We start from the raw sequence: 24,673 nt of genomic DNA on the forward strand, positions 1-24,673 counted from the left end.
ACCGTACCGTCCCCAGCACCGCCCGCGTGGTGCGGCTGGCGGCGGCGGTCAGTCGGCGCGATGTGCCAGGGCGTCGACCAGGCGCCGGACGGCGCCGGCGAGGTTCCACCGCTCGGCGAGGTCGAGCAGCCGAGCGGGGTCGGCCGGTGCGGCCGGCAGGTCGGTGGGCAGGGCGGGCAGCGACACATCGAGGGCGACCCGGACCACCGTCGGGGCGACGGCCAGGTAGTCCCGCGCGGCGCTGAGTTTCGCCCGTAGCCCGGGTGCGAAACCGGCAGCCGGATCGTCCAGGGCGGCGAGCACACCGGCGATGTCGCCGTACCGGTCAACGAGCCGCGCCGCGGTCTTCTCGCCGACGCCGGGAACCCCCGGCAGACCGTCGCTGGGGTCACCGCGCAGCGCGGCGAAGTCGGCGTAGCGGGCGGCGGGCACCCCGTATCGGGCCTGGACGGCGGCGTCGTCGCAGTCTGCCAGCTTCGCCACCCCCCGCCCGACATAGAGCAGCCGCACCCGGCGGGCGTCATCGACCAGCTGGAACAGGTCGCGGTCACCGGAGACCACCTCGACCGGGCCCGGCTGGGTGACCGAGAGGGTGCCGAGCACGTCGTCGGCCTCGTAGCCGGTGGCGCCGACGCTGGTGATGCCGAGCGCGTCGAGCACGTCGAGGATCACCGGGACCTGCGGGCTCAGCGTGTCGGGAACCACCTCACCCCCCTCCGGCGCCACCCGGTGTGCCTTGTATGACGGCAGGAGGGCCACCCGCCACTGGGGTCGCCAGTCGTGGTCCATCGCGCACACCATCCGGCCCGGCCGGCGGGTGCGGACCAGGCTCGCCAACATGTCGAGGAAGCCGCGGACCGCGTTGACCGGTTGGCCGTCGGGTCCGACGGCGGCGGACTCCGGAATGCCGAAGTATGCCCGGAAGTAGAGGCTGGGCGCGTCCACGAGCATCAGCGGGGCTGGCATGCGCAACAGCCTGGCACACCGCACCGACATCGGCGTGGATGCGGGCAGCGGGGGAGGGGTCGACGGCGTCCGCTACGCGTTCCGGTGCCGCGGCGGTGCGGCGAACCGAACGACCGTTAAGCTGGTCGGTGCGACGGCTCAACCCCACCCCCACGGAGCTCATCAACCCATGACTGTCGACCGGATCCTCCCCACCGACGAGGCCCACGACCTGTTGGACCTGGCCACCGAACTCGCCGACCGGGAGCTCGCGCCGAAGGCCGCCGACCACGAGGAGCGCGCCGAGTTCCCCCGGGAGGTGCTGCGCACCCTGGGCCGGTCGGGCCTGCTCGGCCTGCCGTACGCGGAGGAGTACGGCGGCGCCGCCCAGCCGTACGAGGTGTACCTGCAGGTGTTGGAGATCCTGGCCAGCCGCTGGCTCGCGGTCGCCGAGGCGATCAGCGTCCACACCCTGTCCTGCTTCCCGCTCGCCGAGTACGGCACGGCGCAGCAGCGGAAGTCGCTGCCCGAGCTGATCGGTGGGGAGTTGCTGGGCGCGTACTGCCTCTCCGAGCCGCAGGGTGGTTCGGATGCCGCGAGTCTGACCACCCGGGCCGTCCTCGACGGCGGGGAGTACGTCGTCTCCGGCACGAAGGCGTGGATCACACACGCCCACGTGGCGGACTTCTACAACATCTTCTGCCGTACCGGCGGTGCCGGGGCGTCGGGCATCTCCTGCCTGCTCGCGGACCGGAACCTGTCCGGGATCGAGCCGCAGTTGCCGGAGCGCACGATGGGGCTGCACGCTTCCCCGGTGGCGCAGGTCGTCTTCGATGGGACGCGGGTGCCGGCAGAGCGGCTGATCGGCGGGGAGGGCAAGGGCTTCGGTATCGCGATGTCCGCGCTGGACTCGGGCCGGCTGGGGATCGCGGCCTGCGCGGTTGGCCTGGCTCAGGCGGCGCTGGACTACGCGGTCGGTTATGCCCGGGAGCGGCAGCAGTTCGGCCGGGCGATCGTCGACTTCCAGGGGTTGGGATTCCTGCTCGCCGATGCCGCCACCCAGATCTCGGCGGCCCGGGCGCTGATGCTGACGGCGGCCCGGCTGCGCGACGCCGGCCGGCCGTACTCGATCGAGGCGGCGAAGGCGAAGCTGTTCGCCACCGATGTGGCGATGCGGGTGACCACCGACGCGGTGCAGGTGCTGGGCGGGGCGGGCTACGTCGCTGATCACCCGGTGGAGCGGTACATGCGCGAGGCGAAGGTGCTCCAGATCGTTGAGGGGACGAACCAGATCCAGCGTCTGGTCATCTCCCGGGCGTTGGCGAAGGGCTGACGGAGGGGCGGGCCTGCGGCCGCGCCGCTGTTTCTGGCGCCCAGCGTCGCGTGGTGGGCCGTTTCCCGGTAGGTTGCTCGCCGTGGAGGAGATCGACCGGGCCATCGTCGCGGAGCTGGCCGTGGACGGCCGGCTGTCATATACCGACCTCGCGGAGCGGGTGGGGTTGTCGGTCTCCGCGGTGCACCAGCGGGTCCGCCGGCTGGAGCAGCGTGGGGTCATCGGCGGGTACGCGGCCCGGGTGTCCTTCGAGGCACTGGACCTACCGCTGACGGCATTTGTGGCGATTCGGCCGTTTGATCCCTCGCAGCCGGATGACGCGCCGGAGCGGCTGGCCCACCTACCGGAGATCGATTCGTGCTACTCGGTCGCGGGGGAGGACTTCTACCTGCTGTTGCTGCGGGTGGCCGGGCCGACCGACCTGGAGCGGGTGCTGCAGGAGATCCGGATGGCGGCGAGTGTGACCACGCGGACCACGGTGGTGTTGTCCACGCCCTACGAGGGCCGGCCACCGAAGTTCAGTGTCGCGGCGACTGGGCGGTTGCGGCCGCGGGGTCCGCGGGGTCCGGGGGAGCCGGCTGGTTCCACCGAAGGATGACCGGCCGGCCGTGTTCGTGGCCGAGCACGCTGACGGTCGCGGTTTCCAGCCGGAACAGCGCCCCGGCGGAGGGCGGTAGGCCGAGCCACCGGGCGGTGAGCACCCGGAGGCTGTGCGCGTGTCCGACTACGGCGACGGTTCCGTGGTCGAGGACGGGGCCCAGTCGGGTGAGGAGCCGGTCGAGCCGCGCGCCGACCTGGTGGGGAGACTCCCCACCGGGGCAGCCGTCGGTCCAGAGGTTCCAGTCGGGGTCTTCTTCGTGGACCTCGGCGGTGGTGCGGCCCTCGATCTCCCCGTAGTTCCACTCGGCAAGGTCGTTGTCTGTCCCGGTCGGGGTGAGGCCGGCGAGCCGAGCGGTGCGTACCGCGCGGGCGCAGGGGCTGGTCAGGACGGTGGCGAAGCGCCGGCCGGTGAGCATCGGGCCGAGTGCGCGGGCTTGCCGTTCGCCGTCGGGGGTCAGCGCGAGGTCGGTGTGGGAGGTGTGCCGCCGACGGGCGCTCCACGTGGTCTCACCGTGTCTGATCAGGAGGAGCTCACCCATGCCTTCAGTCAATCACTGGGTGCCGGTTTCTTCCTGGCTAGCATCCTAGGACGCACTACGCGACGTGCCCCAACACACCAACCCAAACGAATAGTCACCATCGACACGGGAAACCCGATGTCGATGGCCGAAACGCCACGAGGGGAGAGCGGAGATGGGCTTCGCCACCAAGACGAAGAACCTGGTGGACGAGCTGACCGGCGCCACCAAGGAACGGGTGGGCGATGTCTGCGGCGACGAGCGGCTGCGGGTCGAAGGGGTCCGGCAGCGGGACGACGCCCGTGCTCGCCAGGCCAGGGAGGAGCGCGCTGAGCAGTCGGATCGTGAGTGGGATCGGACTGGGGCGCAGTGACGTGACCGCTTGACCACGCGGGCCCGGCAGGAAGGTGCTGCCGGGCCCGTCGTTGTGGCGACTGGTGTTGGCCACGGCCGGATCGCCGTAGCCCGGTGCCGCCCACGGGTCACACGGGCGGCGGATCGTGGTGGGTCAGTCGTCGCGGTGGGCCGCCCACCAGGTCTGACCGGTCTCGGGCAGGGTGTCGATCGGGTCGTAGTACGCGTACCGCTTGTTGAGCGCCTCCAGGTCAGCGGACTCGATGGAGGTGCGGTAGTTCTTGGTCCAGTACGAGATGCCCCGCTCTCGGTCGTATTCGGTGAGCATGTGTACCCAGCGCTTGCCGACGAAGGGAACATCGCAGACGATTCGCGGAGTGGCGTAGCCGGGCAGGTAGCCCATGATGTCGTGTTGGAGCTGTTGGGCGTGGCTGACCGGGACCCGCCAGTGTTCGGCGTTGGGGATCATGTCGCACAGGTAGAAGTAGTACGGCAGGATGCCGGCTTCGCCCTGCAACGCGAAGCAGAGATCAAGTAGGTCGGGCGTGGTGGCGTTGACGCCGCGCATCAGCACGCCCTGGTTGCGGACGTCGCGAACTCCGACGTTCAGGGCGGTCTGGGCGGCTTTGGCGACCAGTGGGGTGAGGGATTGGGCGTGGTTGACGTGGGTGTGGATCGCGAGGTTGACGCCGCGGCGGGCGGCGGTGCGGGCGACCCGCTCGAGGCCTTCGACAACATCAGCCCGGAGCCAGTGCTGGGGCAGGCCCATCAGAGCCTTGGTGGCGAGCCGGATGTCGCGCACGGTATCGATGTCGAGCAGGCGCATCAGATACGACTCGAGGTTCTTCCACGGCACGTTGGCCACGTCACCGCCGGAGACGACGACGTCGCGGACGCCTGGGTGGGCCCGGAGGTAGGTGATGTGGGCGTCGTAGCGGTCGACGGGTTTAAGGGTGAGTTTGAGTTTGTCGATGGCGGGGGTGGAATTGCCGACCAGGTCCATCCGGGTGCAGTGCCCGCAGTACTGCGGGCAGGTGGAGAGGAGCTCGGCGAGGACTTTGGTGGGGTAGCGGTGGGTGAGGCCCTCGGCGACCCACATGTCGTGTTCGTGGAGGGAGTCGCGGCTGGCGTACGGGTGCGAGGGCCAGTCGGTACGTCGGTCGGAGGCGACGGGGACCATGTAGCGCCGGATCGGGTCGGCGTAGAGGGCGTCGGTGGTCATCGCCTCGAAGGGCACCATGGTGTTGAGCATCTGGGGTGGCACCAGCATGGACATGGTGGCCAGGGCCTTCTGGTCGGCTTCCAGGTCGGCGTAGAAGGTCTCGCCGACGAGGTCGCCGAGGACGGCGCGGAGCTGCTTGATGTTCTTGATGCAGTTGGTGCGTTGCCATTGGGCGGATTCCCACTGGTCGCGGCTGATGTGGCGCCAGCCGGGGAAGCGGGTCCAGTCGGGTTCGACGAGGGGAGCTCGTCGGTATTCGTAGGGCTGGCCCGTGGTGGGGGCGGCGGGTGCAGGCTGGGCTGCGGAGATGGTTTCCGCGGGGTGGATCTGAGTCACGGGCCCCTCCTCGTGGGTGGCGGTGTTCATGATCAACATTCCCGTAGGGTCTGGAAATTATCCGGCAAAGTAATTATTCTGCCGTAAGTTTTCCCGCTTTGCGAGTCGAGGTCCGGGCTTCAGGCGGCTGGACAGGGAGGTCGGCGTGATTTCACCGGTGGGTTTGCACCGCGTTCTGGAGCCCGCGGGAGTGCTGCCGCAGGGGGCTTGGCGACTGGACGCGAGTCCGGCGATCGCTCCGAACGAGTTACGGATCCGGGTGGAGCGGCTGAACCTGGACGCGGCGAGCTTCCGGCAGTTGTGGGAGAAGCACGGCGGGGACGGCGCGCGGGTCCGCGCCGAGGTACTGGAGATCATCGCCGCGCGGGGCAAGATGCAGAACCCGGTGACCGGCTCGGGTGGCATGTTGATCGGCACGGTTGAGGAGGCTGGTCGGCGGTCGCCGCTGGGGCTGCGGGTGGGTGACCGGGTGGCGACTCTGGTGTCGCTGACGCTGACCCCGTTGGCCGTCGCGGATGGCCTGGCCCGGTGGGATGGGCGCAGTGAGCAGGTCCCGTGTGATGGTCATGCGATCCTGTTTGCCCGCTCCATCGCGGCGGTGCTGCCGGCGGATCTGCATCCGGAGTTGTCGCTCGCCGCGCTGGATGTGTGTGGGGCTCCGGCGTTGACCGCACGGGTGGTGGAGCGGTATGTGACCGAGCGGGCGCGGGAGGGGGCGGCGGGGCCGGTCAGCGTCGCGGTGATTGGCGGTGCGGGCAAGAGTGGGTCGCTGTCGCTGGCTGCGGCGCGGCGGGCGGGCGCGGCGCGGACCGTCGGGGTGGTGCCGGCGGCGGGGGAGCGGGACGCGTTGGTGGCGGCCGGGTTGGCGGATGTGGTGGTGTTGGCCGATGCGCGGGATCCGGTGGCGCTGTCGACGGCGGTGACGTCGGCGCTGGGGATGCCGGCGGATGTGACGGTGGTATGTGTGGATGCGCCGGGTTGTGAGCATGGGGCGGTGTTGGCCACGGGTGACGGTGGCACGGTGGTGTTCTTCTCGATGGCGACGAGTTTCGCTGCGGCGGCGTTGGGTGCGGAGGGCCTGGCGGCGGATGTGACGATGTTGGTGGGTAACGGGTACGCGCCGGGGCACGCGGAGTTCGCGTTGGATCTGGTGCGGGGCGAACCGGGGGTGCGTCGTCTCTTCGAGGCGCGGCTGGCGGCAGACTGATTGCCATGACGAACCCCTCAACGCTGTACCGCGGCGGTGTGCTGCATTCTCCTGCTGACCCGGGTGCGACTGCCTTGTTGGTCGCCGATGGCCGGATTGTCTGGTTGGGTGCGGACGCTGATGCGCCGGTGGCCGATCAGGTGGTGGAGTTGGATGGGGCGTTGGTGACGCCGGCGTTCGTTGACGCGCATGTGCACACGACCGCCACCGGGTTGGGGCTGTCGGGGCTGGACGTGTCGGGTGTGCGGTCGGGGCGGGAGTTGTTGGCGGCGGTGGCGGCGTTCGCCGAGGGGTTGCCGCCTGATGGTGTGGTGCTGGGGCATGGCTGGGACGAGTCGATCTGGCCGGTGCCGGTGCCTCCGGGGGCGGAGGAGTTGGGCCGGGCGGCGGCCGGGCGGCAGGTGTACCTGTCGCAGGCGTCGATGCATTCGGCGTTGGTGTCGACGGCGTTGCTGGCTGCGTGTCCCGGGGTGGTTGCCGCGGCTGGTTTCGACGAGTCGGGGTGGTTGCAGCGGGATGCGCATCATTTGGTGCGGGAGGCGGCGTTTGGCACGGTTGGTCGGGTGCAGCGGGCGTCGGCGCAGCGGGCGGCGTTGGCGCATGCGGCGTCGTTGGGGGTCGCGGCGGTGCATGAGTGTGGTGGGCCGGAGATTTCCGGCGAGGAGGATTTCACGGGGTTGTTGGGGATCTCCGGGGTGGGGGTGCCGGAGGTGTACGGGTACTGGGGTGAGCTGGGTGGGGCGCAGCGGGCGCGGGAGCTGGGTGCGGTGGGTGCTGGTGGGGATGTCTTCGCTGATGGGGCGTTGGGGGCGCAGACGGCGCAGCTGACGGTGCCGTATGTGGATGCGGGTGGGTGCGGGTACGGCTATCTGTCGACGGGGCAGGTGCGGGATCACTTGTTGGGGTGCGCGAGGTACGGGGTGCAGGGCGGTTTTCACGCGATTGGGGATGCGGCGATCGCGACGGTGTTGGCGGGGTTCGCGGCGGTGGCGGAGCGGCTGGGCACGGATCGGGTGCGGGCGGCTCGGCATCGGGTGGAGCACGCGGAGCTCGTGGACAAGCGGATGATCGCCGGGTTTGTGGAGTATGGCGTGGTGGCGTCGGTGCAGCCGGCGTTTGACCGGTTGTGGGGTGGTGCGGGTCGGATGTATGAGTCGCGGTTGGGGCTGGATCGGTCGTTGGCCGCTAATCCGTTGGGGGCGATGCATTCGGTGGGGGTGTCGTTGGCGTTCGGGTCGGATTCCCCGGTGACTCCGGTGGATCCGTGGGGGTCGGTGCGGGCGGCGGTGGCGCATCACAATCCGGCGCAGCGGATGAGTGTTCGGTCGGCTTTCGCGGCGCATTCGCGGGGTGGCTGGCGTGCGGTGCGGCGCGATGGTGACGGGGTGTTGGCGTTGGGCGCGCCGGCGACGTTCGCGGTGTGGGATACCCCGGCGGGGGTGGAGCGGGGGTTGCCGGTGTTGCAGGCGGAGGATCCGGAGGCGCGGGGTGCATCGGACCCGACGCCGTTGCCGGTGTGTCGACGCACGGTGCTGCGTGGTGCCGTGATCTATGGGGAGGGCGGCTTGTGACCGGGAAGCTCGATCTGGATCCGGTGTTGGTGGCGCGGGCGCGGGAGTTGGCTGCTCGGGCTGGGGCGCCGGTGGTGGAGTTGGCGCGTAGCCACACGACGGTGTCGGTGGAGCGGGCGGTGCTGCGGCTGGCCGGGGTGCAGGGTGCGGATCCGGATGGGATTCCGTGGGTGAACCGGTTGGTGGATGCGGTGGTCGCGGATGTGGGCTTGGGGCATGGGGTGGCTGCTCCGGTCTTCGATGCCCTGGCGCGGGAGCAGTTGGCGGATGTGACGCTGTTGGCGCAGAAGGCGGCGGCCGGGTCGGTGCGGTTTGAGGTTCCGGCGGGGCGGGCGGCGACGGCGGCGCGGCGGGCGGCGCGGCGGGCGGTCGCGGCGGGGGTGCGGCGGATTGATCGGCGGCGGGCCGAGCGGGAGCGGTTGGTGCGGCGGTTCGGGGATCCGCGGCGGCGGCCGTGGATCTATCTGATCGTGGCGACGGGGGATATTTACGAGGATATTCCGCAGGCGCAGGCGGCGGCTCGGGCGGGGGCGGATGCGATCGCGGTGATCCGGTCTACGGGGCAGTCGTTGCTGGACTATGTGCCGGAGGGGGCGACTCGGGAGGGTTTTGCCGGTACGTATGCGACGCAGGAGAATTTCCGGCTGATGCGGGCGGCGTTGGACGAGTCGTCGCGGGAGTTGGGCCGGTACGTGCGGTTGACGAATTACGCGTCGGGGCTGTGCATGCCGGAGATGGCGGCGTTGGCGGGCCTTGAGCGGCTGGACATGATGTTGAACGATTCGATGTACGGCATCTTGTTCCGGGATATCAATCCTATTCGTACCTTCGTCGATCAGCGTTTCTCGCGGCAGGTGCACGCCCGGGCGGGGATCATTATCAATACCGGTGAGGATAACTACCTGACGACTGCCGATGCGGTGGACGAGGCGCACACGGTGACAGTGTCGCAGCTGCTCAATGAGTACTTCGCGCATGAGGCGGGGTTGGCGGACTGGCAGTTGGGGTTGGGGCACGCGTTTGAGGTCAACCCGGATGTGCCGGAGTCGTTGCGGTTGGAGTTGGCACACGCGCTGTTGGCGCGGGAGTTGTTCCCGGATGCACCGTTGAAGTGGATGCCGCCGACGAAGCACATGACCGGGGATGTGTTTCGGGGCAACTTGCTCGACGGCTTCTTCAACCTGGTGGGGGCGCTGTCTGGGCAGGGGATTCTGCTGGTGGGGATGATGACCGAGGCGGTGGTGACGCCGTGGTTGTCGGATCGGGATATCGCCCTGCAGAACGTCCGGTATGTGCTGGGTGCCGCGGGTGGGCTGCACGAGGATTTCGTGCCGGCGCCGGGCGGGTTCATTCAGCAGCGGGCACACCGGGTGCTGGGTTCGGCGGTGGAGTTGTTGGAGCGGGTCGGGGAGCAGTCGTTGCTGACGGCGATCGGCGAGGGCACGTTCGGGATCATGAAGCGGCCGGCGGACCGGGGTAGGGGGTTGGACGGGGTGGCGCGGCACGAGGGCGACTATTACAACCCGGCGGTGGAGATCCTGGAAGGGGCGGGGTCGTGACAGTCGTGCCGGAGCAGGCGGCGGTGCCGGAGAAGCAGGTCGTGCGGCCGTACGGGGACACGACCGGTGACGGCATGGTGCAGGTGTCGTTCACGTTGCCACTGCCGCATGACAAGCGAGCCGAGGGTGCGGCGATCCAGCTGGCCGGGAAGATGGGCATCGACCCGGCGATGCTGGTGCATGCTCGGCCGATGGGGGACGGGTTCACCTTCTTCGTGGTGTACGGGCGGGTGCACCATCTGGTGGACACCTCGGCGGTGCGGGTGGTGGAGCGGGACTTTCCGTTGCTGTCGGCGAAGGAGGTCAATGCGGTGGTCAAGCGGCAGCTGCGGCGAAAGCTGTCGGTGGTGGGGGCGTGTATCGGCACCGATGCGCACACCGTGGGGATCGACGCGATTCTCAACGTCAAGGGCGTCGCCGGGGAGAAGGGGCTGGAGTACTACCGGGAGTTGCGGGTCAGCAATCTGGGCGCGCAGGTGGGGGTTCCGGATCTGGTGGCGGCGGCTCGGGCGGAGCGGGCGGATGCGGTGTTGGTGTCGCAGGTGGTCACGCAGCGGGATGCGCATCTGCACAACACCCGGGAGATGTCGGCGGCGGTTCGGGAGGCGTGGCCGGCGGGGAAGCGGCCGTTGTTGATTGTCGGTGGGCCGCGTTTCGACGAGGCGATGACCGCCGAGTTGGGGGTGGACCGGATCTTCGGCCGCGGTACCACTCCGGGTGAGGTGGCCTCTTACCTGGTTCATGCGTTGATCACGAGCCGGAGGGCGGTGACGGTATGAGTGACCCGAGGGTCGGGGTGACGGTGACGCACCGGCGGTATGTGCCCTACTCGCATGCGCACTACGCGGGAAGTTTGGTCGACGGGGCGTACGCGTTGGGTCTGTTCGGGGACGTCGCCACGGAGGTCTGCATCCGGACCGACGGGGATGAGGGGTTGTTCGCCGGCTACGCGGAGGTGCGGTTCCTGGCGCCGGTGCGCGCCGGTGACGTGGTGGAGGTGACGGGTCGGGTCACCCGGGTGGGCACGCGCAGCCGCACGCTGGAGTTGAGCTGTGTGGTGGTGTGTCGGGCCTGTCCGGAGCGGGGGGAGTCCGCCGCGCAGGTGTGTGATCCGCCGATCGTGGCGGTTTCTGCGACGGGCACGGTGGTCGTGCCGCCGGTGGCGTGAACGTCGCGATCTGCGCGGATGTCGGCTCCACGTACACGAAGGTGGCGGTGGTCGATCTCGACGGCGCGGGGCTGGTGGCGGCGGCGGCGGCGCCCACCACGGTGGGCAGTGACGTGTTGCGGGGGTTGGACGCGGCGGTCGCGGCGGCGACCGACGGCCTGCCGGTGGGGGACGCGCCGTGGTATGTGTGTTCGTCTGCCGGGGGCGGGCTGCGGTTGGCGGTGGTCGGCTACGAACAGTTGGTGACCGCGCAGGCGGGCCGTCGGGTGGGGCTGTCGGCGGGGGCGAATGTGGTGCATGTGGCCGCGGGTCGGCTCGGCGCGGCGGGTCTCGCGGCGGTGCGGGCGGCCCGCCCGGATGTGCTGCTGCTGGTCGGCGGCACCGACGGCGGCGACGCGGAGACGTTGACGCACAACGCGACCCGGCTGGCGCGGGCCCGCTGGCGGGTTCCGGTGGTCTTCGCCGGCAACGCCGAGGTCCGCGACGATCTGGTGTCGATGCTGGTGTCGGCGCGGGTGCCGGTGACCGTGGCGGAGAATGTGCTGCCCCGGATCGGGGCGTTGGCGCCGGCTGGGGCGCGGGCGGCGATCCGTGCGGTGTTCCTGCAGCATGTGATCGGCGGTAAGCGGCTGTCGCGGGGTCCGCGGTTTCCGCGGCTGGTGCGGGCGGCCACTCCGGATGCGGTGCTGACCGGCGTGGAGTTGCTTGCGGACACGCTCGGCGGTGACCTGGCGGTGGTGGATGTCGGTGGGGCGACCACGGACGTGTACTCGGTGCTGACGCCGGATGAGCGGGAGAGCGGGCCGGGTCGGGAGGCGGCGGGCAGCCTGTGGCGGGCCCGTACCGTCGAGGGGGACCTGGGGGTGCGGTGGAGCGCCCCGGGTGTGGTGCGGGCGGCGGTGGCGGAGCGGCTGCTCGACGCGGCCGACGCCGAGGTGCTGGCGGTGGCGGCGCAGCGGCGCGCCGACGACCCCGCCTATCTTGCGGTGGGTGGGGCGCAGCGGGCGACAGACACCCGGCTGGCTGCTCTGGCGGCCACGGTGGCGTTGCGGCGGCACGCCCGCGGGGCGGCCACCGGTGAGCGCGCGGGACGGGATCTGCGGGATGTCCGGCTGCTGGTCGGTTCGGGTGGGGTGCTCCGGCATGCCGGGTCCGTGGACGCCGCGGGGGTGCTCGCGGGGGTACTCGCCGACCACGCTGGCGGGTGGCCGTTGCCGCGTGCCGCCCGGCCGGTGGTTGACGTGGACTATGTGCTGGCCGCCGCCGGGTTGCTCGGCGGCACGCAACCGGTCGCGGCCCGTGCTCTTGTTGACCGGTTGCGCGCGGGGGGCTAGGCGTGCCCCTGGTTGCCCGATTTGCGGGTCGCTCGGTGCGGGCTGGCCGGCGCGGCTGGCGCGACACGCCGGATGGTGGCGACGACTCGTCGGCCCCGGGTTGACAGCGCCCCGGGGGGAGCACGTACCGTCTTTGAGTCCTACTACGGGAAGCGGCTGTTGTTCGCTTCGTCCCTTCGTCCGCTGGCCGAGCGACACCGAGTGTGTGGTCGCGGCGGCCAGGTCCAGCGGGCGGGGGTCGGCGGGGCGGCGCGGACCGGCCGCGGTTACCGGTGTACGGGCAGGGTGAGAGGCACGGCCAGTAGACAACGGCCAGGCGGGGGCAGCCAGTCTGCCGTCCGGTCGGTCCGAAGGTCGGCGCGTCCCATTCTCGCCCCACCGGCCGGGAAGGGCCTGGGAGCATCGGGGTGCGGCGGTTGCCGCGCCCCGATTTCCGTTTACCCGGGGTGCCGGTCGAGGTGCGGCCGCCGTGGTCCGCACTGGCGAAGCGGCGCGGACCAGGCCGGGTACCCTTCGGCAGGTGATCGTGGACATGCCGGCGACGGCTGTGGGAGTGATGCGGGAACGTCGGCTGCCGCTGCCGCTTGCGATCGTGGCGGCGGTCGGTGGGGGCGTGGCGATGTTGCTGGCGTTTCCGCCGTACGGGGTGTGGCCGCTGGCGGCGGTCGGGGTGGCCCTGCTGGCCGGTGCCACCCACCGTCGGCGTCCGCGCGTCGGCGCCGGCCTCGGGTTCCTGACCGGGGTGGCGTTTTTCGCCCCGCTGCTGGGCTGGACGAACCTGCACACCGGCTCCTTGCCGTGGGTGCTGCTGTCGCTGTTGCAGGCCGGCTATCTGGCGCTGCTCGGCGCGGCCACCGCGTGGGTTTCTCCGCTGGTTGACCGGTTCCGGTGGGGGTGGCCGGTGTTTACCGGGGTGCTGTGGGTGGCGCAGGAGGCGCTGCGTGATCGCACTCCGTTCGGTGGTTTCCCGTGGGGTCGGCTGGCGTTCAGCCAGGACGGGTCGCCGCTGTTGCGGTTTGCTGTCCTGGGCGGGGCGCCGCTGGTGACCTTCGTGGTCGCGGTGATCGGTGGGCTTCTGGTGGCCGCCGCCTGGGCGGGCTGGGCGGCGTATCGCCACCCGGGCCGACGGTGGACGCCGGTGGCGGGGGCGGTGGTGGCGGCGCTGGCGGTGCCGGCTGTGGGGCTGCTCGTGCCGATCCGCGCCGACGCCGGTGGGGAGGCGGTGACGGTGGCGATCGTGCAGGGTAACGTGCCGCGGCTGGGACTGGACTTCAACGCCCAACGGCAGGCGGTGCTGAACAACCACGTCCAGGCCACCGTCGAGCTGGCCGACCAGGTGGCGTCCGGCGCCCGGCCCCGCCCTGACCTGGTGGTGTGGCCGGAAAATTCTAGCGACATCGATCCGCTGCAGGACGCTTCCGCCGGGGATCGGATCCAGTCTGCTGCCGACGCGGTGGGGGTGCCGATCCTGATCGGGGCGGTGCTGCGCGGCCCGGGCGAGGGGCAGGTGCGCAACGCGGGGCTGCTGTGGCGGCCGGGGACCGGCCCGGACCTCGACCAGTTGTACACGAAGCGGCATCCGGTGCCGTTCGCCGAGTATGTGCCGTTTCGTGAGGTGGCCCGCCTGGTCAGCAAGCAGGTTGACCGGGTGCGGTCTGATTTCGTGCCGGGTAGCACCCCGGGTGTGCTGACCGCCGGTCCGGTGGTGCTCGGTGATGTGATCTGCTTCGAGGTCGCCTACGACGAGGTGGTCCGGGACACTGTTACCGGTGGGGCGCAGCTGCTGGTGGTGCAGACGAACAACGCCACCTTCGATGTGGCTGAGGCCCGGCAGCAGTTGGCCATGGTACGGCTGCGGGCGGTCGAGCATGGTCGTCCGGCGCTGATGGCCTCGACGGTGGGCGTTTCCGGGTTCGTTTCCCCGGATGGGCGGGTAAGCGATGCCACCGAGTTCAACACCCGCGCGATCGTGGTGCGGCAGCTGTACCTGGCCGACGGAGACACCTTGGCGACCCGGGTCGGGTTGTGGCCGGAGGTGGCGCTGACGGTCCTGGCCGTGGCGGCCCTGGCCGCAGCCGGGGTGCGGCGACGTGCCCGCGGTGCGGCGACGGCCGGTACGCCGGCACGAGGGAGGCAGGACGGTGCATGACGAGACCGGTCATCCCGGGGTGGAGCGGGTGCTCGTGGTCATCCCGACCTACAACGAGGCCGACAACCTGACCTGGATTGTGGAACGGTTGCGTCGGGCGGTGCCGTCGGTGGACATTCTGATCGCCGACGACAACAGCCCGGATGGCACCGGTGCCGTCGCTGAGGCCCTTGCCGGGCGGGATCGGCAGGTGCATGTGCTGCACCGGGAGGGAAAGCAGGGGCTCGGTGCCGCCTATCTGGCCGGGTTTGGGTGGGCGCGCCAACGCGGCTACGACGCGGTGGTGGAGATGGACGCCGACGGCTCGCACGCCCCGGAGGACCTGCCGGCGATGCTGGCCGCGGCCCGGGATGCGGACGTGGTGATCGGGTCCCGGTGGACCCGGGGCGCGCAGGTGGTCAATTGGCCGCTGCGGCGGCTGCTGTTGTCGCGCTGCGGCAACCTGTACGCGCGGCTGGCCCTGGGAATGCCGGTCTCCGACGCCACCGGCGGCTACCGGGTGTATCGGCTCAGTGCCCTGGACGCGTTGGACCTGGCGTCGGTGTGCTCGCAGGGGTATTCGTTCCAGGTGGAGTTGTCGCGGCTGGCGCACCGGGCCGGTGCGCGGATCGTGGAGGTGCCGATCACGTTCGCCGAGCGCGAACGCGGTAGCAGCAAGATGAGTCCGTTCATCGTGGCCGAGGCGTTGTGGCGGATTACCGGGTGGGCGGTGGCGGACCGGCGGCTGGCCTTGCGCCGCGGGCTGCACGGCACCCCCACGGGGCAGGTGCGTTGGCCGTAGTGCCACTGCGCCGGTTCCCCTCCGCTGCCCGGTGGCGCCCGCGCCCCGGCCGGCTGGTGGTGTGGGCTGGCGGCGGCGCGGCCGTGTCATGCTGGACGGGCGGGACGACGTACTCCACCCGGGGAGCCGGGTAGTGGGGGCGTGGCGGTCGGGTGGTGAGGTGAGGATGCGCCGGGGACTGAGGTTCGTACCGTTGGCGTTGTTGCTGGCGGCGTTGGTGGAGCTGGCGGTGTTCGTGGCCGTGGGCCGGGCTGCCGGGTTCGGGATTACGGTGCTGGCCGTGTTCGCAGCGTCGCTGCTGGGCATGGCGCTGCTGCGCCGGGAGGGGATGCGCGCGTGGCGGGGCTTCCAGACCGCCGCGCGGTCTGGTCAACCGCCGGGCACGCAGGTCACCGATGGGCTGGTGGGGTTGCTCGGCGCGCTGTTGTTGGCCACTCCGGGTCTGCTCAGTGGGGCGCTGGGGCTGGTGCTGCTGGTGCCGCCGGTGCGCCAACTGGCCCGCGCGGGGGTACGACGCACGACGGAGCGGCGAGTGTCGTCGATGGTCGCCGGTGACCTGTTTGGGCCGCGCCGGGTGCGGGTGCACCGAGGCGCCCCGCAGCAGCAGCCGGCGGCGGAGCCGACCGTGGTTGACGGCGGCCAGCCCATCGAGGGCGAGATCGTCGAGCCCCGGCAGGGCTGAGCTGCGGACCTCCGCCCGCACCCGCCGACTGCGGCCCGGCTGACCGCGACCGGCGCCCCGGGCGGCCGCAGCCCTGCCTGGGGCCGACCCGTGAGACCACGGCACCCGCCCCGGGCGGGATGGCCCAGGGCGGGTGCGGCGTCGGATGGTTCAGGCGCGCCCGCGGCGGGTGCGGACCTCCTTGAGCCGTTCGGCAAGAATGTCCTCCAGTTCGGCGATGGAGCGCCGCTCCAACAGCATGTCCCAGTGGGTGCGCGGCGGCTTCGCCTTCTTCTGCTCCGGTTCGTTGCCGTCAACCAGCCGGGCGACGCTGCCGTCGAATTTGCATTCCCAGGTCATCGGGACCTCGGCGTCAACGGCGAACGGCACCTCGAACTGGTGACCCTTGGCGCACAGGTATTCGCGGGTCTGACGCGGCGCGAGCTCGGTGTTACGGTCGGATTCGTAGCTGACCGCGCCCAGACGGCTTCCGCGCAGCATGCGCTCGCCCATGATCGTCTTCCCCTCGGTTGTGGTGCTGGTCTGTTTCGGTGTAACAGTCGGTGTCCGTCGGGCCATTCCCGCCCGGTGGCACGTGACGGGCCGGCAACCAGGGTAGCCGGAGGGTAGCTCGGCCCGGCGGGGGTCGCCCCGACCTGGCCGAAAGTTCGATCGTCGCGACCTGGCCGAAGGTTCGCGAGGTGACCGAACGAGGTGATGTCGCCCGCGCGTCAGCGTACGGGCGGGGACGCCTCCCGTTGGGCTAGGGCAGCCGCCAGCTGGGCGACCTGGTCGGCGAGCTGGGCGACTCGCCGATGCGCCTCGTCCCGGTCGCTCTCGGTGGCCCGCAGCCGTGCCGTCAGCTCCGCCAGCTGGCCCTGCACGGCGGTCACGTCCTGCTGGGCGGCGGTCAGCTGCCCGCGTAGGGCGTGGCCCTGCTCGGCGAGGGTCGTCGCGTCCGCGTGCGCCCGTTCCGCGTCCCCCACCGCCTGCTGACGGTGCGCCTCGGCCTGGTCCCGGTCGGCCACCGCCCGGTCCCGCTCCTGCATCGCCGCCGCGGCCTGCGCCTGCGCCCGTTGCGCGTCCTGACGGGCCTGCTGCGCGTCGGCGCGGTGTCCGCGGGCCTGCTCGGTCGCCGTGGCCTGCGCCCGCGCGGCCTGTTGGGCGTCGGCGCGGGCGGCGTCGCGTTCCGCGACCAGGTCCGCGGCGAGCTGCCGTTGGGCGGTGAGTGCGGCGTCGGTGCTGCGCAGCTGCGTACGGGCATCGAGTTCCCTGGCCCGCGCGGCGTCGCGGTCCTGCTGGGCCTGCCCCAGTAGGGCCTGTGCCGCGCTCGCCTCCTGGCGGGCCTGGTCCCGAGCCTTACGGGACTGGTCGGCGTGATCCGCGGCGGCGGTGGCCTCCGCGACGGCGCCGGCCGCTTCGGCGCGGGCTCGTTCCTGCTCGGCGGTGGCGCTGCGGGCCTGCTCCCGGGCCTGGACGGCGGCGGCGGCGGCATCTTCGGCGGCGCGGCGTGCCTCGTCCCGATCGGTCTGCGCCGCCGCCACCTGGTTGGCCGCGTCGGCGCGCGCCTGGGCCAGTTGCTGTTCCACCCCGACCGGGGACAGCTGTGTGTGCAGCGTCTCGGTGAGCGACACCACGATCTGGTCGAGTCGGTCCACCGCCTCCCACGTGCGGGCGACCTGCCCGGGTAGCCCGGGGGCGTTGCGGTGTCGCATCCGGCTGGTCCGGGCGACCTGTTGGCAGGCGCCGTCGTTGTCCCGGCAGTAGCGGAAGGGGCGACCCGCTCCGGCTCGCTGCGGCACCGGGCGTCCGCAGTGGGCACAGGGGCGGGGGTCGGCGGGTGCGGCCTGCTCGTCCATCGGACGCCGAGTCTAGATGCCGGCATCGCGGCCGCTGGCGCGGTGGGCTATCGGTCATCGCCGGCTGTGGGCTTACCGGCTCGAAGTGAGAAGAACAGCGGCAACTCGCCCTGCCCACCAGGGGGGAGGACCCATCCCAGCCCTTCCCGCTTGTGTAGGAACGGCCGGGGTCGATCCAGCCACGGGAACTCGTGGAAGAACTCGATCACGAGCCCTGCCCGCGCGACAGCGGTGATCAGTTCCGCGACGCTGTGTGGCCACAGGTATTCCACCTCGGTGGCGACCTGAGCGCCCCGATCAACGTAGCTGCCCTGCACCGGGTAGCCAACCGGTTCGGTTCTGGGGAAGTAGGGCCGGCTGACTCGAAGCTCGGGCGCGGATGAGTCCAGGACCTCGGCTATCGGGTGGATGTCGGTGACGTAGAAGACGCCACCGGGTGCCAGGAAATGCGCCACCACCTGCGCCCACCGGGTCAGGTCCGGCAGCCAACCCAGCACCCCACGCGAGGTGTAGACCAGGTCAAAGGTTCCAGTCAGGACAGCCGGCAGGGTCAGGATGTCGCTGCAGACGAAGTGGGCGTCGACTTCGGTGTCGGCGGCGAGTTGGCGGGCGACGGCGACGGCGCGGGGGGAGAAGTCCGCCCCCGTGACCGTCGCGCCCCGCCGTGCCCACGAGACCGTGTCGGTGCCGAGCTGGCACTGCAGGTGGAGCAGGCTCCGGCCCGCTACCTCGCCCACCTCGTTGACCTCGTACGACCGCAGCTTGCAGGTGCCCCGGCGGACCGACTCCAGGTCGTACCACGCTGATCGGGCGTGTATGTCCGCCCACTCGTCCCACAGCCCCCGATTCGACTCGAGGAATCGGTGCGCATTCATGTTGCTCACCTGGCTTCACGCCTCTCACCTGGCTGCACTGCCCCACCGGAACCCCGCGTGAGTAGGGGCCCTCCTGTCTTCGGCTCCGGACCGCCATCAAGCTGTGGCTTCACCGTGCCACAGGCGGGCCGAGAACGTCCGCGGAAAGGCGATTCGTCGGGATACCCGGTGCCAGGCGCCAACCGCGCGACGCCCCGCGGTGGTAGCACCGCCTCCCCGCGTGGGCTTCAGCCTCACACCCGGGCCCGCTGTCGTCGCGGCGGCTCACCGTCCTGGTGGACGGCGATACCGGCGATCACCAGACCGACCCCGACGATCTCCGGTGCGGTGGGGATCTGGGCCAGTACGACGACTCCGATCACGGTCGCGGTCGCCGGGAACAGGCAGACCAGGAGGGCGTAGGTGGCCCGGGACAGCCGGGCCATGGCGAACTGGTCGATGACGTACGGGATGACCGACGAGGTGATGCCGACACCGACCCCGGCCGCCAGGGCGACCACGTCCACGGCGGCGGGTGCGGCGTCAACGATGCCGACTGGCAGCGCGAGGACGGCGGCGATCAGCATGGACAGCGCGAGACCGTCGATGCCGGGCAGTTGCTGACCGCGGGCGACGCGGTGCCCGAGCACAATGTAGGCGGCGAACAGCATGGCGTTGGCCGCGGCGAAGGCGATACCGAGCGGTTCGGCGACCAGGCGGACGTCGGCGAGCAGATACACCCCGGCAACCGCGCAGACCAACGCGATCAGGTTTCGGCGGGTTCTGGCCGCGTAGGCCGCCAACACGATGACCGGTAGGAATTCGACTGCGGCGACCGTGCCCAATGGCAGCCGCTCCAGCGCCAGGTAGAAGACGCTGTTCATGGCCGCCAGGACGGCGGCCCACCCGATCAGCAGCCGGCGGGTGGCCTGGTCCAGGTGCCGCCAGCGCCGCCACGGCCGCCGCCACAACGCGAACACCGCGGCGGCGGCGGCGATCCGCAGCCACGCCACACCCAGGGCGTCCACGCGGACGAAGAGCAGTACCGCGAAGGCTGGACCGAGATAGTGGAACACCGCACCGACGACAAAGTAGGCGTGCGGTGGTATCCGCGGTGCGGCCACCGCCGCCGAAGTCCGGGTGTCCGAGCGGAGAACTGATCGTGGCATTGCCCTATTGTCGAAGGCACCAGCGCCTAGGACCATGCATGATCGAAGGCTAAAGGAGCATAACGATGACGCATCGTGAACCGAGACCCCAATCCGGCCTTCCAGATGAAAATTCGTTGCTCGACGACACCAATCGCCGCCTGCTCGGCGTACTGCGCGACGACCCACGCGCCAGCGCCGCCGAGTTGGCCCGGCAGGTCGGCATGTCCGCGCCGGCGGTGCGGGAGCGGCTGCACCGGCTCGAACACGCTGGCGTCATCCGCGGCTACCGCGTCGATATCGACCCCGCGGCCCTGGGCCTCCCCGTCGCCGCCTGGGTGCGGATCCAACCCGGTCCAGGCCAGCTGTCAAAGATCGCAGACCTGGCCGACCGCGTCCCCGAGGTCAGTGAGTGCCACCGGATCTCCGGCGAGGACTGCTTCCTCCTCAAGGTGCACGTAGCCGCTGTCGACGCCCTGGCGGCGGTCCTCGACCAGTTCCTGCTCCACGGCCAGACCACCAGTTCCTTCATCGTCTCCACCCCGGTGGCACCCCGCACCCCCGGACGAAGCTAGCTCCCGTCCGACGCGCCCGAACCCGAGGGCGGTACCGGTGCCCGCGTCGAGTGCTCGTCGCTGTCACGGCGCGGTGGCGTCAGCGCCTGCCGTGCCGCCCGCACCGCGTTGCGGAACACCATCGCCACCGTCGTCGGGCCGACCCCGCCGACCCGGGGGGTCATCGCCCCCGCCACCGTCGCGCACGCCTCGTCCACGTCCGGCAGCAGCCGCCGCCCCGAGTACCGCACGCCACCACCGACGACAACCGCTCCTGGACGCAGGTGCTCCGGGCGTACGAGACCCGGCGCCCCCGCCGCCGCCACCAGAATCTCCGCTCGGCGGGTGTACCGCGGCCAGTCCGTCACGCCAGTGTGCACCACCGTCACCGCGGCGTTCGCCGTCGGCCGCTTCTGCGCCAGCAACATCGCCAGCGGACGCCCCAACGTGGCGCCCCGGCCCAGCACCACCACCTCCCGGCCGGCCACCGGCACCCCGTGGTACGCCAGCAACGCCTCGATTCCCGCCGGCGTGCACGGTGCTGGTCCCGGCAGCCCCAACGCCAACCGGCCCAGGTTCACCGGGTGCATCCCATCCACGTCCTTCTCCGGATCCAACGCCTGCATCGCCCGGTCGAAGTCCAGGTGCCGGGGAACGGGGTGCTGCACCAACACCCCGTGCACCGCCGTGTCCGCACTCAACTGCGTCACCACCGCCCGGAGGTCCGCCTGCGACGCCGACGCCGGCAGCTGCACATGTGGGGAGGCGAACCCCAACCGTTCGGCCTGGCGCTGCTTGATCCGGATGTACCCGACGCTCGCGTCGTCGTCGCCCACCAGCACTGTGGCCAGGGCCGGGGTCATCCCGGCCGCCCGTAACTGCGTGACCTCCTGCGCCACCTCGGCCAGGATCTGCTCGGCTACCGGTCCACCCGGCAGTGACCGGGCGACCGACATCGACATCGACGTGGACATGGCTCACCTCGCCCCCGCGGAAGGCCCAGGCGGTCGACCCTCCGCGGCGAGCTCCCCGATGGTAAATCCCATCCTCGGTGCCGCCAGTCGCGTCGATTCAGCCTGCCACAGCCCACCCAGGGTGAGAAAGTCCTGGCCGGCGCAGCTGTCACCGCCGATCGGATCGGGTGCGTGCGCTGGCCGTTGCCGGACCGCGGCAGGGGCGTGGAGGGCGGTACGCGGGCCGCTGGACTGTACCCGAGACAATGACCGACGTGGACGTTCGATATGACGAGGTTCTCGACCCGCTGCGGCAGGCGTATGACATTCGCGCGGCATGGCGCGACGGGCTGACCAAGCAACCGTGGAAGGTGGCGGAGCGTCAGGCGTTCCGGGACCGGCTGGCATCGGGTGCGCGGCTGCTGGAGGTCGGCGCGGGCACTGGGCAGGACAGCGCGTTCTTCCAGCAGGAGGGGCTGGTCGTCGTTGCGGCCGACCTATCACCGGTGATGGTCGAGCACTGCCGGGCCAAGGGCATCGACGCCCACGTGATGGACTTTCTGCACCTGGACTTTCCGGCCGGCTCCTTTGACGCGGTATTCGCGATGAACTGCCTGCTGCACGTACCCAACCACGATCTGCGTGCGGTTCTGGCCGCAATCCGGGCCGTCCTGCGTCCCGGTGGCCTCTACTTCATCGGCGTGTACGGCGGCGACGAGAGCACCGAGGGGCCCAGCGACGATGACCGGCACGTGCCACCGCGCTTCTTCTCGTGGCGCACCGACGAACAACTGCTCGGCTTTGCCACCGCCGCGCAGTTCGACGTGGTGGACTTCCACCTGGTCGACACCGGCTATGGCTACTGCTTCCAGTCGTTGACCCTGCGACGTCCGGACCGCGACTGAGGGTCCGGCAGCAGCGGACCCGTGGGTCACGGTGCGTCGCGGGCTGGCGGTGGCGGTCTTCGCCGCCGCCGATTCTGGCACTTCGCCGCCGGGGCACTACGCTGACGAGTGTGAACATCCGTCCCACCCCCTTGGCCGGTGCGATCGTGATGCGTCTGCTGGAGGAGTCCGATGCGGGGCCGCTGAGCGAGGCGTACCTTCTCAATCGTGAGTACCTCCAGCCGTGGGAGCCACGGCGGGCGGATGCCTTCTTCACGTTAGCGGGGCAGCGGAGTTCGGTTCAGGATCAGCTCCGGCTCCTGGAATCAGGCCAGACTCTGCCCTGGGTGTTGGACGAGGGGGGTCGGGTTGTTGGGACGTTGACGCTGTCCAACGTCGCACTCGGACCGTTCCGCAGCGCCAACATCGGCTACTGGATCGACCATGGGTATGCCGGGCAGGGGCTCGCCACCCAGGCTGTCGCGCATGCCTGCCGGCTTGCCGACGAGGTGGCCGACCTTCACCGGCTTGAGGCCGGCACCCACGTGCGCAACACCGGAAGTCAGCGCGTTCTTACCAAAGCTGGGTTCACGCGGATCGGCACCGCGCCCAACTACCTGCACGTCGACGGCGCCTGGCAGGACCATCTGATCTTTCAGCGAATCCTGAACGAACGTCCTCCGGCGTGCGGCCGCGTCCAGGACCGTCAGACCGTCGGGGGGCCGTCGGCCCGGTCGGACGGGCCAGGGCGGGTGTAGCGGAGGAACAGGTTGCCCTGCTCGTCGAGGAGGGACCGGTGGAGCTGCCACTGCCCGCCCGCGGGTCGCCCCGCCGGGCCGGCGGTGATCCGCGGACCGGCCACCGCCGGTAGCTGGGGGGTGACCGTCACGCAGATCTCGTCGAGCAGGTCCGCCTGGGCCAGCTGGCCGGCCAGCGAGGGGCCACCTTCGCAGACGATGCGTCGGTGCCCCCGCTGTCGCAGCAGCTGGATAGCCTGGTTGAGGTCGACGTTGTAGTCGCCGGCGACCAGGAGTTCGGCGGCTTCGGCTATCGCCGTGCTGGCCCCGGCCGCCGCAGCGGCGGGGACGATCAGGATCGGCCGTGGCTGGCTATGACCTCCGATGCTGGGCTGGAACAACGGGCCACTGAGGTCGAGGTCGAGGCTGCGGGTGACAACCGCGACGGCCGGATAGGGCGGTAGGCCGTTGGCCCGTCGACGGGCGATCTCGGGAGCCGACAGGGCGGTCTGGCCGTACTGCTCGGCACGGATCGTGCCCGCCCCCAGCAGCAGCAGGTCGGCGTCTCGTTTGATCAGGCGATAGACCCGCTGGTCACCGCTGCTGGTCAGCGCGGCGCTGGAACCGTTCACCGCGGCGAGACCGTCGATGCTCGACACCGCGACGAGGCGTACGTGACTCTCGGTGTGGGAGGGCAGCGCGTAGCGTTCGTGGAGTTCGTCCTCGTCCAGGTCGATCAGCCCGGCGGTGGGCCACATGTCGCGGATCCGAGCACCGGCGGCGGGCGGCGGCGGGCCCGCCAGCCGCCAGACCAACTCGGCGAGCCGTTCGGTGAGAGGAGCAGGAAGGTGGGTGCGGGCCGCGACATCCGTGCCGCTGTCGCGGTGCGGTTCGGCACCGTGTCGTTGGCCCCGCACGAGGTACTCCCGGCCGGTGCGGTCCATGCCGTAGCCAACGTGCTGGCCGTCGATCTCACCCGAGACGGCGACCGCGTCAACACCGAGGTCCCGCTGCGTGTTGCCGATGCCACGATGACGGCGGCACTGGTCGAGCCAGTGGGCCAGGAGTTCGAGCGGGCCATCCCCGTCGACACCACTGGCGAGGACGGCGGGCACGGTCGGCTTCGGCGGCCGATGGCTGATCGTGAGTAGCGTCGCTGGGTCTCCCCAGCGCCAGTTGGCGCTGAACTCTTCCAACACCGACAAGATCGAACTGCTGGGGTCCTGGTGGGCTGATGTCATACCTGACCGTTTCGCGCTGGTGGTGGCGTGCTGGTCTGGTCCGACCCGCATCGGAGCTGCCCCGGCTGACGACTCATCCGACTGGGCCCGCAGCGCTGCTGGGGCGGCGTGGTTCCCGCTTGGGAAACACCGTGTACGCGAGGGGCCAGAAGACGAGCCAGATCGCCATTGCCAGGCTGAGCCGCCCGATCCACCCCCAGAGCTCCTGGGTCCGCTCGGCGTCACCGACGAAGGCGATACCAGCGAGCAGGAGAGCGCAGGCAACGGCCCAGCCGAGCAGGCCGCGGCCCCACTCGCGCCACTCGTGTCGGGTGCGCTCCAGTCCGTAGCGGGGCGCCCGAGGCGGCGGCGGCCCGCCGGCGAAACGGTGCGCGAAGCGTACGTCGGCCCAGCGAACCATGCGGTGACCGAACGCCACGGAGAAACCGAGGTACGCCGCGGCGAGGCCGTGCGCGGCGGTGGCGGTCCCGCCGCCGCGCAGGTCGATCGTCGTGGCGGCGAGCAGAACGAGGTCGATCGCCGGAACCAACAGGAGCAGGACGGCGCCGAGGCGGGGCAGGCGAAGCGGGTACCGGGCTAGCAGTCCGGCCGCGAGTAGCAGCCAGAAGGCCACCTCACAGGCGACGATCACCGCGATAAGCACCCCAGACCCCCTTTTTAGTACGCTGTACGATCACAGTAGCAGGGGTGTCATCGACTGTCGGA

25 protein-coding genes and 1 riboswitch are annotated in these 24,673 nt (G+C 70.9%); of the genes, 15 read left to right on the top strand and 10 right to left on the bottom strand.

Translation table 11 applies throughout. The annotated features are described in order from the left end of the window. Nucleotides 1-48 precede the first annotated feature (48 nt). Nucleotides 49-966 carry a 5'-3' exonuclease gene (locus tag T398_RS17160; protein ID WP_496448149.1) on the bottom strand — a complete coding sequence of 306 codons (918 nt, stop codon included), beginning with the start codon at nucleotides 964-966 and terminating at the stop codon, nucleotides 49-51. A gap of 169 nt (nucleotides 967-1,135) precedes the next feature. Between T398_RS17160 and T398_RS17165 the strand changes: the two genes are divergently transcribed. Both T398_RS17165 and T398_RS17170 read left to right on the top strand, forming a co-directional pair. Beyond that, nucleotides 1,136-2,278, top strand: a complete 1,143-nt coding sequence (locus T398_RS17165; RefSeq protein ID WP_496448150.1) for an acyl-CoA dehydrogenase family protein — start codon at nucleotides 1,136-1,138, stop codon at nucleotides 2,276-2,278. An 82-nt stretch (nucleotides 2,279-2,360) separates the two neighbouring features. Further along, entirely contained in the window at nucleotides 2,361-2,876 is a 516-nt protein-coding gene (locus T398_RS17170; RefSeq protein WP_496448152.1) for an Lrp/AsnC family transcriptional regulator, read from the top strand. On the opposite strand, the gene T398_RS17175 is transcribed toward T398_RS17170, so the two are convergent. After that, the gene (locus T398_RS17175; RefSeq protein ID WP_496448153.1) at nucleotides 2,797-3,417 is read right to left on the bottom strand and encodes a histidine phosphatase family protein; all 621 of its coding nucleotides are present in this window, start codon (nucleotides 3,415-3,417) and stop codon (nucleotides 2,797-2,799) included. The genes T398_RS17170 and T398_RS17175 overlap by 80 nt on opposite strands. Nucleotides 3,418-3,571: 154 nt before the next feature. Here T398_RS17175 and T398_RS17180 point away from each other — a divergent pair, with 154 nt between their 5' ends. Next, nucleotides 3,572-3,769, top strand: coding sequence for a CsbD family protein (locus tag T398_RS17180; RefSeq protein WP_496448154.1), 198 nt, complete (start codon nucleotides 3,572-3,574; stop codon nucleotides 3,767-3,769). 135 nt (nucleotides 3,770-3,904) lie between these two features. Here the strand turns inward: T398_RS17180 and T398_RS17185 are convergent, their stop codons facing one another. Beyond that, complete coding sequence (locus T398_RS17185; RefSeq protein ID WP_496448155.1) at nucleotides 3,905-5,308, bottom strand: KamA family radical SAM protein; 1,404 nt, start codon at nucleotides 5,306-5,308, stop codon at nucleotides 3,905-3,907. 148 nt (nucleotides 5,309-5,456) lie between these two features. Between T398_RS17185 and kdd the strand changes: the two genes are divergently transcribed. The 9 genes from kdd (at nucleotide 5,457) to T398_RS17230 (ending at nucleotide 15,759) form a co-directional block, all read left to right on the top strand. Beyond that, a complete protein-coding gene (gene kdd / locus T398_RS17190; protein ID WP_496448208.1) occupies nucleotides 5,457-6,515 on the top strand; it encodes an L-erythro-3,5-diaminohexanoate dehydrogenase in 1,059 nt (352 codons plus the stop codon). A gap of 5 nt (nucleotides 6,516-6,520) precedes the next feature. Beyond that, nucleotides 6,521-8,086, top strand: coding sequence for an amidohydrolase (locus T398_RS17195; RefSeq protein WP_496448156.1), 1,566 nt, complete (start codon nucleotides 6,521-6,523; stop codon nucleotides 8,084-8,086). Next, on the top strand, nucleotides 8,083-9,645 hold the full coding sequence (gene kamD, locus T398_RS17200) for a lysine 5,6-aminomutase subunit alpha (protein ID WP_496448157.1): 1,563 nt from the start codon (nucleotides 8,083-8,085) through the stop codon (nucleotides 9,643-9,645). The genes T398_RS17195 and kamD overlap by 4 nt, the downstream gene beginning before the upstream one ends. Next, a complete protein-coding gene (gene kamE, locus T398_RS17205) occupies nucleotides 9,642-10,424 on the top strand; it encodes a lysine 5,6-aminomutase subunit beta (protein WP_496448159.1) in 783 nt (260 codons plus the stop codon). Before kamD ends, kamE begins: the two co-directional genes overlap by 4 nt. Next, on the top strand, nucleotides 10,421-10,813 hold the full coding sequence (kal, locus tag T398_RS17210; protein ID WP_496448161.1) for a 3-aminobutyryl-CoA ammonia lyase: 393 nt from the start codon (nucleotides 10,421-10,423) through the stop codon (nucleotides 10,811-10,813). The genes kamE and kal overlap by 4 nt, the downstream gene beginning before the upstream one ends. After that, nucleotides 10,810-12,147, top strand: a complete 1,338-nt coding sequence (locus T398_RS17215) for a glutamate mutase L (RefSeq protein ID WP_496448163.1) — start codon at nucleotides 10,810-10,812, stop codon at nucleotides 12,145-12,147. Before kal ends, T398_RS17215 begins: the two co-directional genes overlap by 4 nt. A 532-nt stretch (nucleotides 12,148-12,679) precedes the next feature. Beyond that, on the top strand, nucleotides 12,680-14,296 hold the full coding sequence (gene lnt / locus T398_RS17220; RefSeq protein ID WP_496448210.1) for an apolipoprotein N-acyltransferase: 1,617 nt from the start codon (nucleotides 12,680-12,682) through the stop codon (nucleotides 14,294-14,296). After that, nucleotides 14,289-15,077, top strand: coding sequence for a polyprenol monophosphomannose synthase (locus tag T398_RS17225; RefSeq protein ID WP_496448165.1), 789 nt, complete (start codon nucleotides 14,289-14,291; stop codon nucleotides 15,075-15,077). The genes lnt and T398_RS17225 overlap by 8 nt, the downstream gene beginning before the upstream one ends. Nucleotides 15,078-15,243: 166 nt before the next feature. Continuing rightward, nucleotides 15,244-15,759, top strand: coding sequence for an FxsA family protein (locus tag T398_RS17230; protein ID WP_496448212.1), 516 nt, complete (start codon nucleotides 15,244-15,246; stop codon nucleotides 15,757-15,759). 150 nt (nucleotides 15,760-15,909) lie between these two features. Here T398_RS17230 and T398_RS17235 read toward each other — a convergent pair whose 3' ends face one another. The 4 genes from T398_RS17235 to T398_RS17250 all read right to left on the bottom strand — a co-directional run bounded on the left by T398_RS17235 (nucleotide 15,910) and on the right by T398_RS17250 (nucleotide 19,620). Then, nucleotides 15,910-16,251 (bottom strand): RNA polymerase-binding protein RbpA, encoded by a 342-nt coding sequence (locus T398_RS17235; protein ID WP_012013503.1) that lies wholly within the window; start codon nucleotides 16,249-16,251, stop codon nucleotides 15,910-15,912. A gap of 218 nt (nucleotides 16,252-16,469) precedes the next feature. After that, a complete protein-coding gene (locus T398_RS17240) occupies nucleotides 16,470-17,597 on the bottom strand; it encodes a hypothetical protein (RefSeq protein WP_496448167.1) in 1,128 nt (375 codons plus the stop codon). Between the two features lie 47 nt (nucleotides 17,598-17,644). Further along, nucleotides 17,645-18,472: a class I SAM-dependent methyltransferase gene (locus T398_RS17245; protein WP_496448169.1), complete on the bottom strand. Its 828-nt coding sequence runs from the start codon at nucleotides 18,470-18,472 to the stop codon at nucleotides 17,645-17,647. A gap of 233 nt (nucleotides 18,473-18,705) precedes the next feature. Continuing rightward, complete coding sequence (locus tag T398_RS17250; protein ID WP_496448171.1) at nucleotides 18,706-19,620, bottom strand: EamA family transporter; 915 nt, start codon at nucleotides 19,618-19,620, stop codon at nucleotides 18,706-18,708. Between the two features lie 65 nt (nucleotides 19,621-19,685). On the opposite strand from T398_RS17250, the gene T398_RS17255 reads away from it, so the two are divergent. Continuing rightward, complete coding sequence (locus tag T398_RS17255) at nucleotides 19,686-20,174, top strand: Lrp/AsnC family transcriptional regulator (protein WP_496448172.1); 489 nt, start codon at nucleotides 19,686-19,688, stop codon at nucleotides 20,172-20,174. Here the strand turns inward: T398_RS17255 and T398_RS17260 are convergent. Continuing rightward, on the bottom strand, nucleotides 20,171-21,127 hold the full coding sequence (locus tag T398_RS17260; protein ID WP_496448174.1) for a bifunctional 5,10-methylenetetrahydrofolate dehydrogenase/5,10-methenyltetrahydrofolate cyclohydrolase: 957 nt from the start codon (nucleotides 21,125-21,127) through the stop codon (nucleotides 20,171-20,173). The genes T398_RS17255 and T398_RS17260 overlap by 4 nt on opposite strands. Before the next feature lie 16 nt (nucleotides 21,128-21,143). Beyond that, nucleotides 21,144-21,224: riboswitch (ZMP/ZTP riboswitch) on the bottom strand. A gap of 148 nt (nucleotides 21,225-21,372) precedes the next feature. Between T398_RS17260 and T398_RS17265 the strand changes: the two genes are divergently transcribed. Further along, a complete protein-coding gene (locus T398_RS17265) occupies nucleotides 21,373-22,011 on the top strand; it encodes a class I SAM-dependent methyltransferase (RefSeq protein ID WP_496448176.1) in 639 nt (212 codons plus the stop codon). A 110-nt stretch (nucleotides 22,012-22,121) separates the two neighbouring features. After that, the gene (locus tag T398_RS17270) at nucleotides 22,122-22,748 is read left to right on the top strand and encodes a GNAT family N-acetyltransferase (protein WP_496448178.1); all 627 of its coding nucleotides are present in this window, start codon (nucleotides 22,122-22,124) and stop codon (nucleotides 22,746-22,748) included. On the opposite strand, the gene T398_RS17275 is transcribed toward T398_RS17270, so the two are convergent. Together T398_RS17275 and T398_RS17280 are read right to left on the bottom strand one after the other, a co-directional pair. Beyond that, nucleotides 22,697-24,019, bottom strand: coding sequence for a dihydrofolate reductase family protein (locus T398_RS17275; RefSeq protein WP_496448180.1), 1,323 nt, complete (start codon nucleotides 24,017-24,019; stop codon nucleotides 22,697-22,699). The two genes, T398_RS17270 and T398_RS17275, sit on opposite strands and share 52 nt — an antisense overlap. A gap of 22 nt (nucleotides 24,020-24,041) precedes the next feature. Beyond that, a complete protein-coding gene (locus T398_RS17280; protein ID WP_496448181.1) occupies nucleotides 24,042-24,611 on the bottom strand; it encodes a hypothetical protein in 570 nt (189 codons plus the stop codon). Nucleotides 24,612-24,673: the final 62 nt, after the last annotated feature.

This window comes from Salinispora goodfellowii (assembly GCF_059570675.1).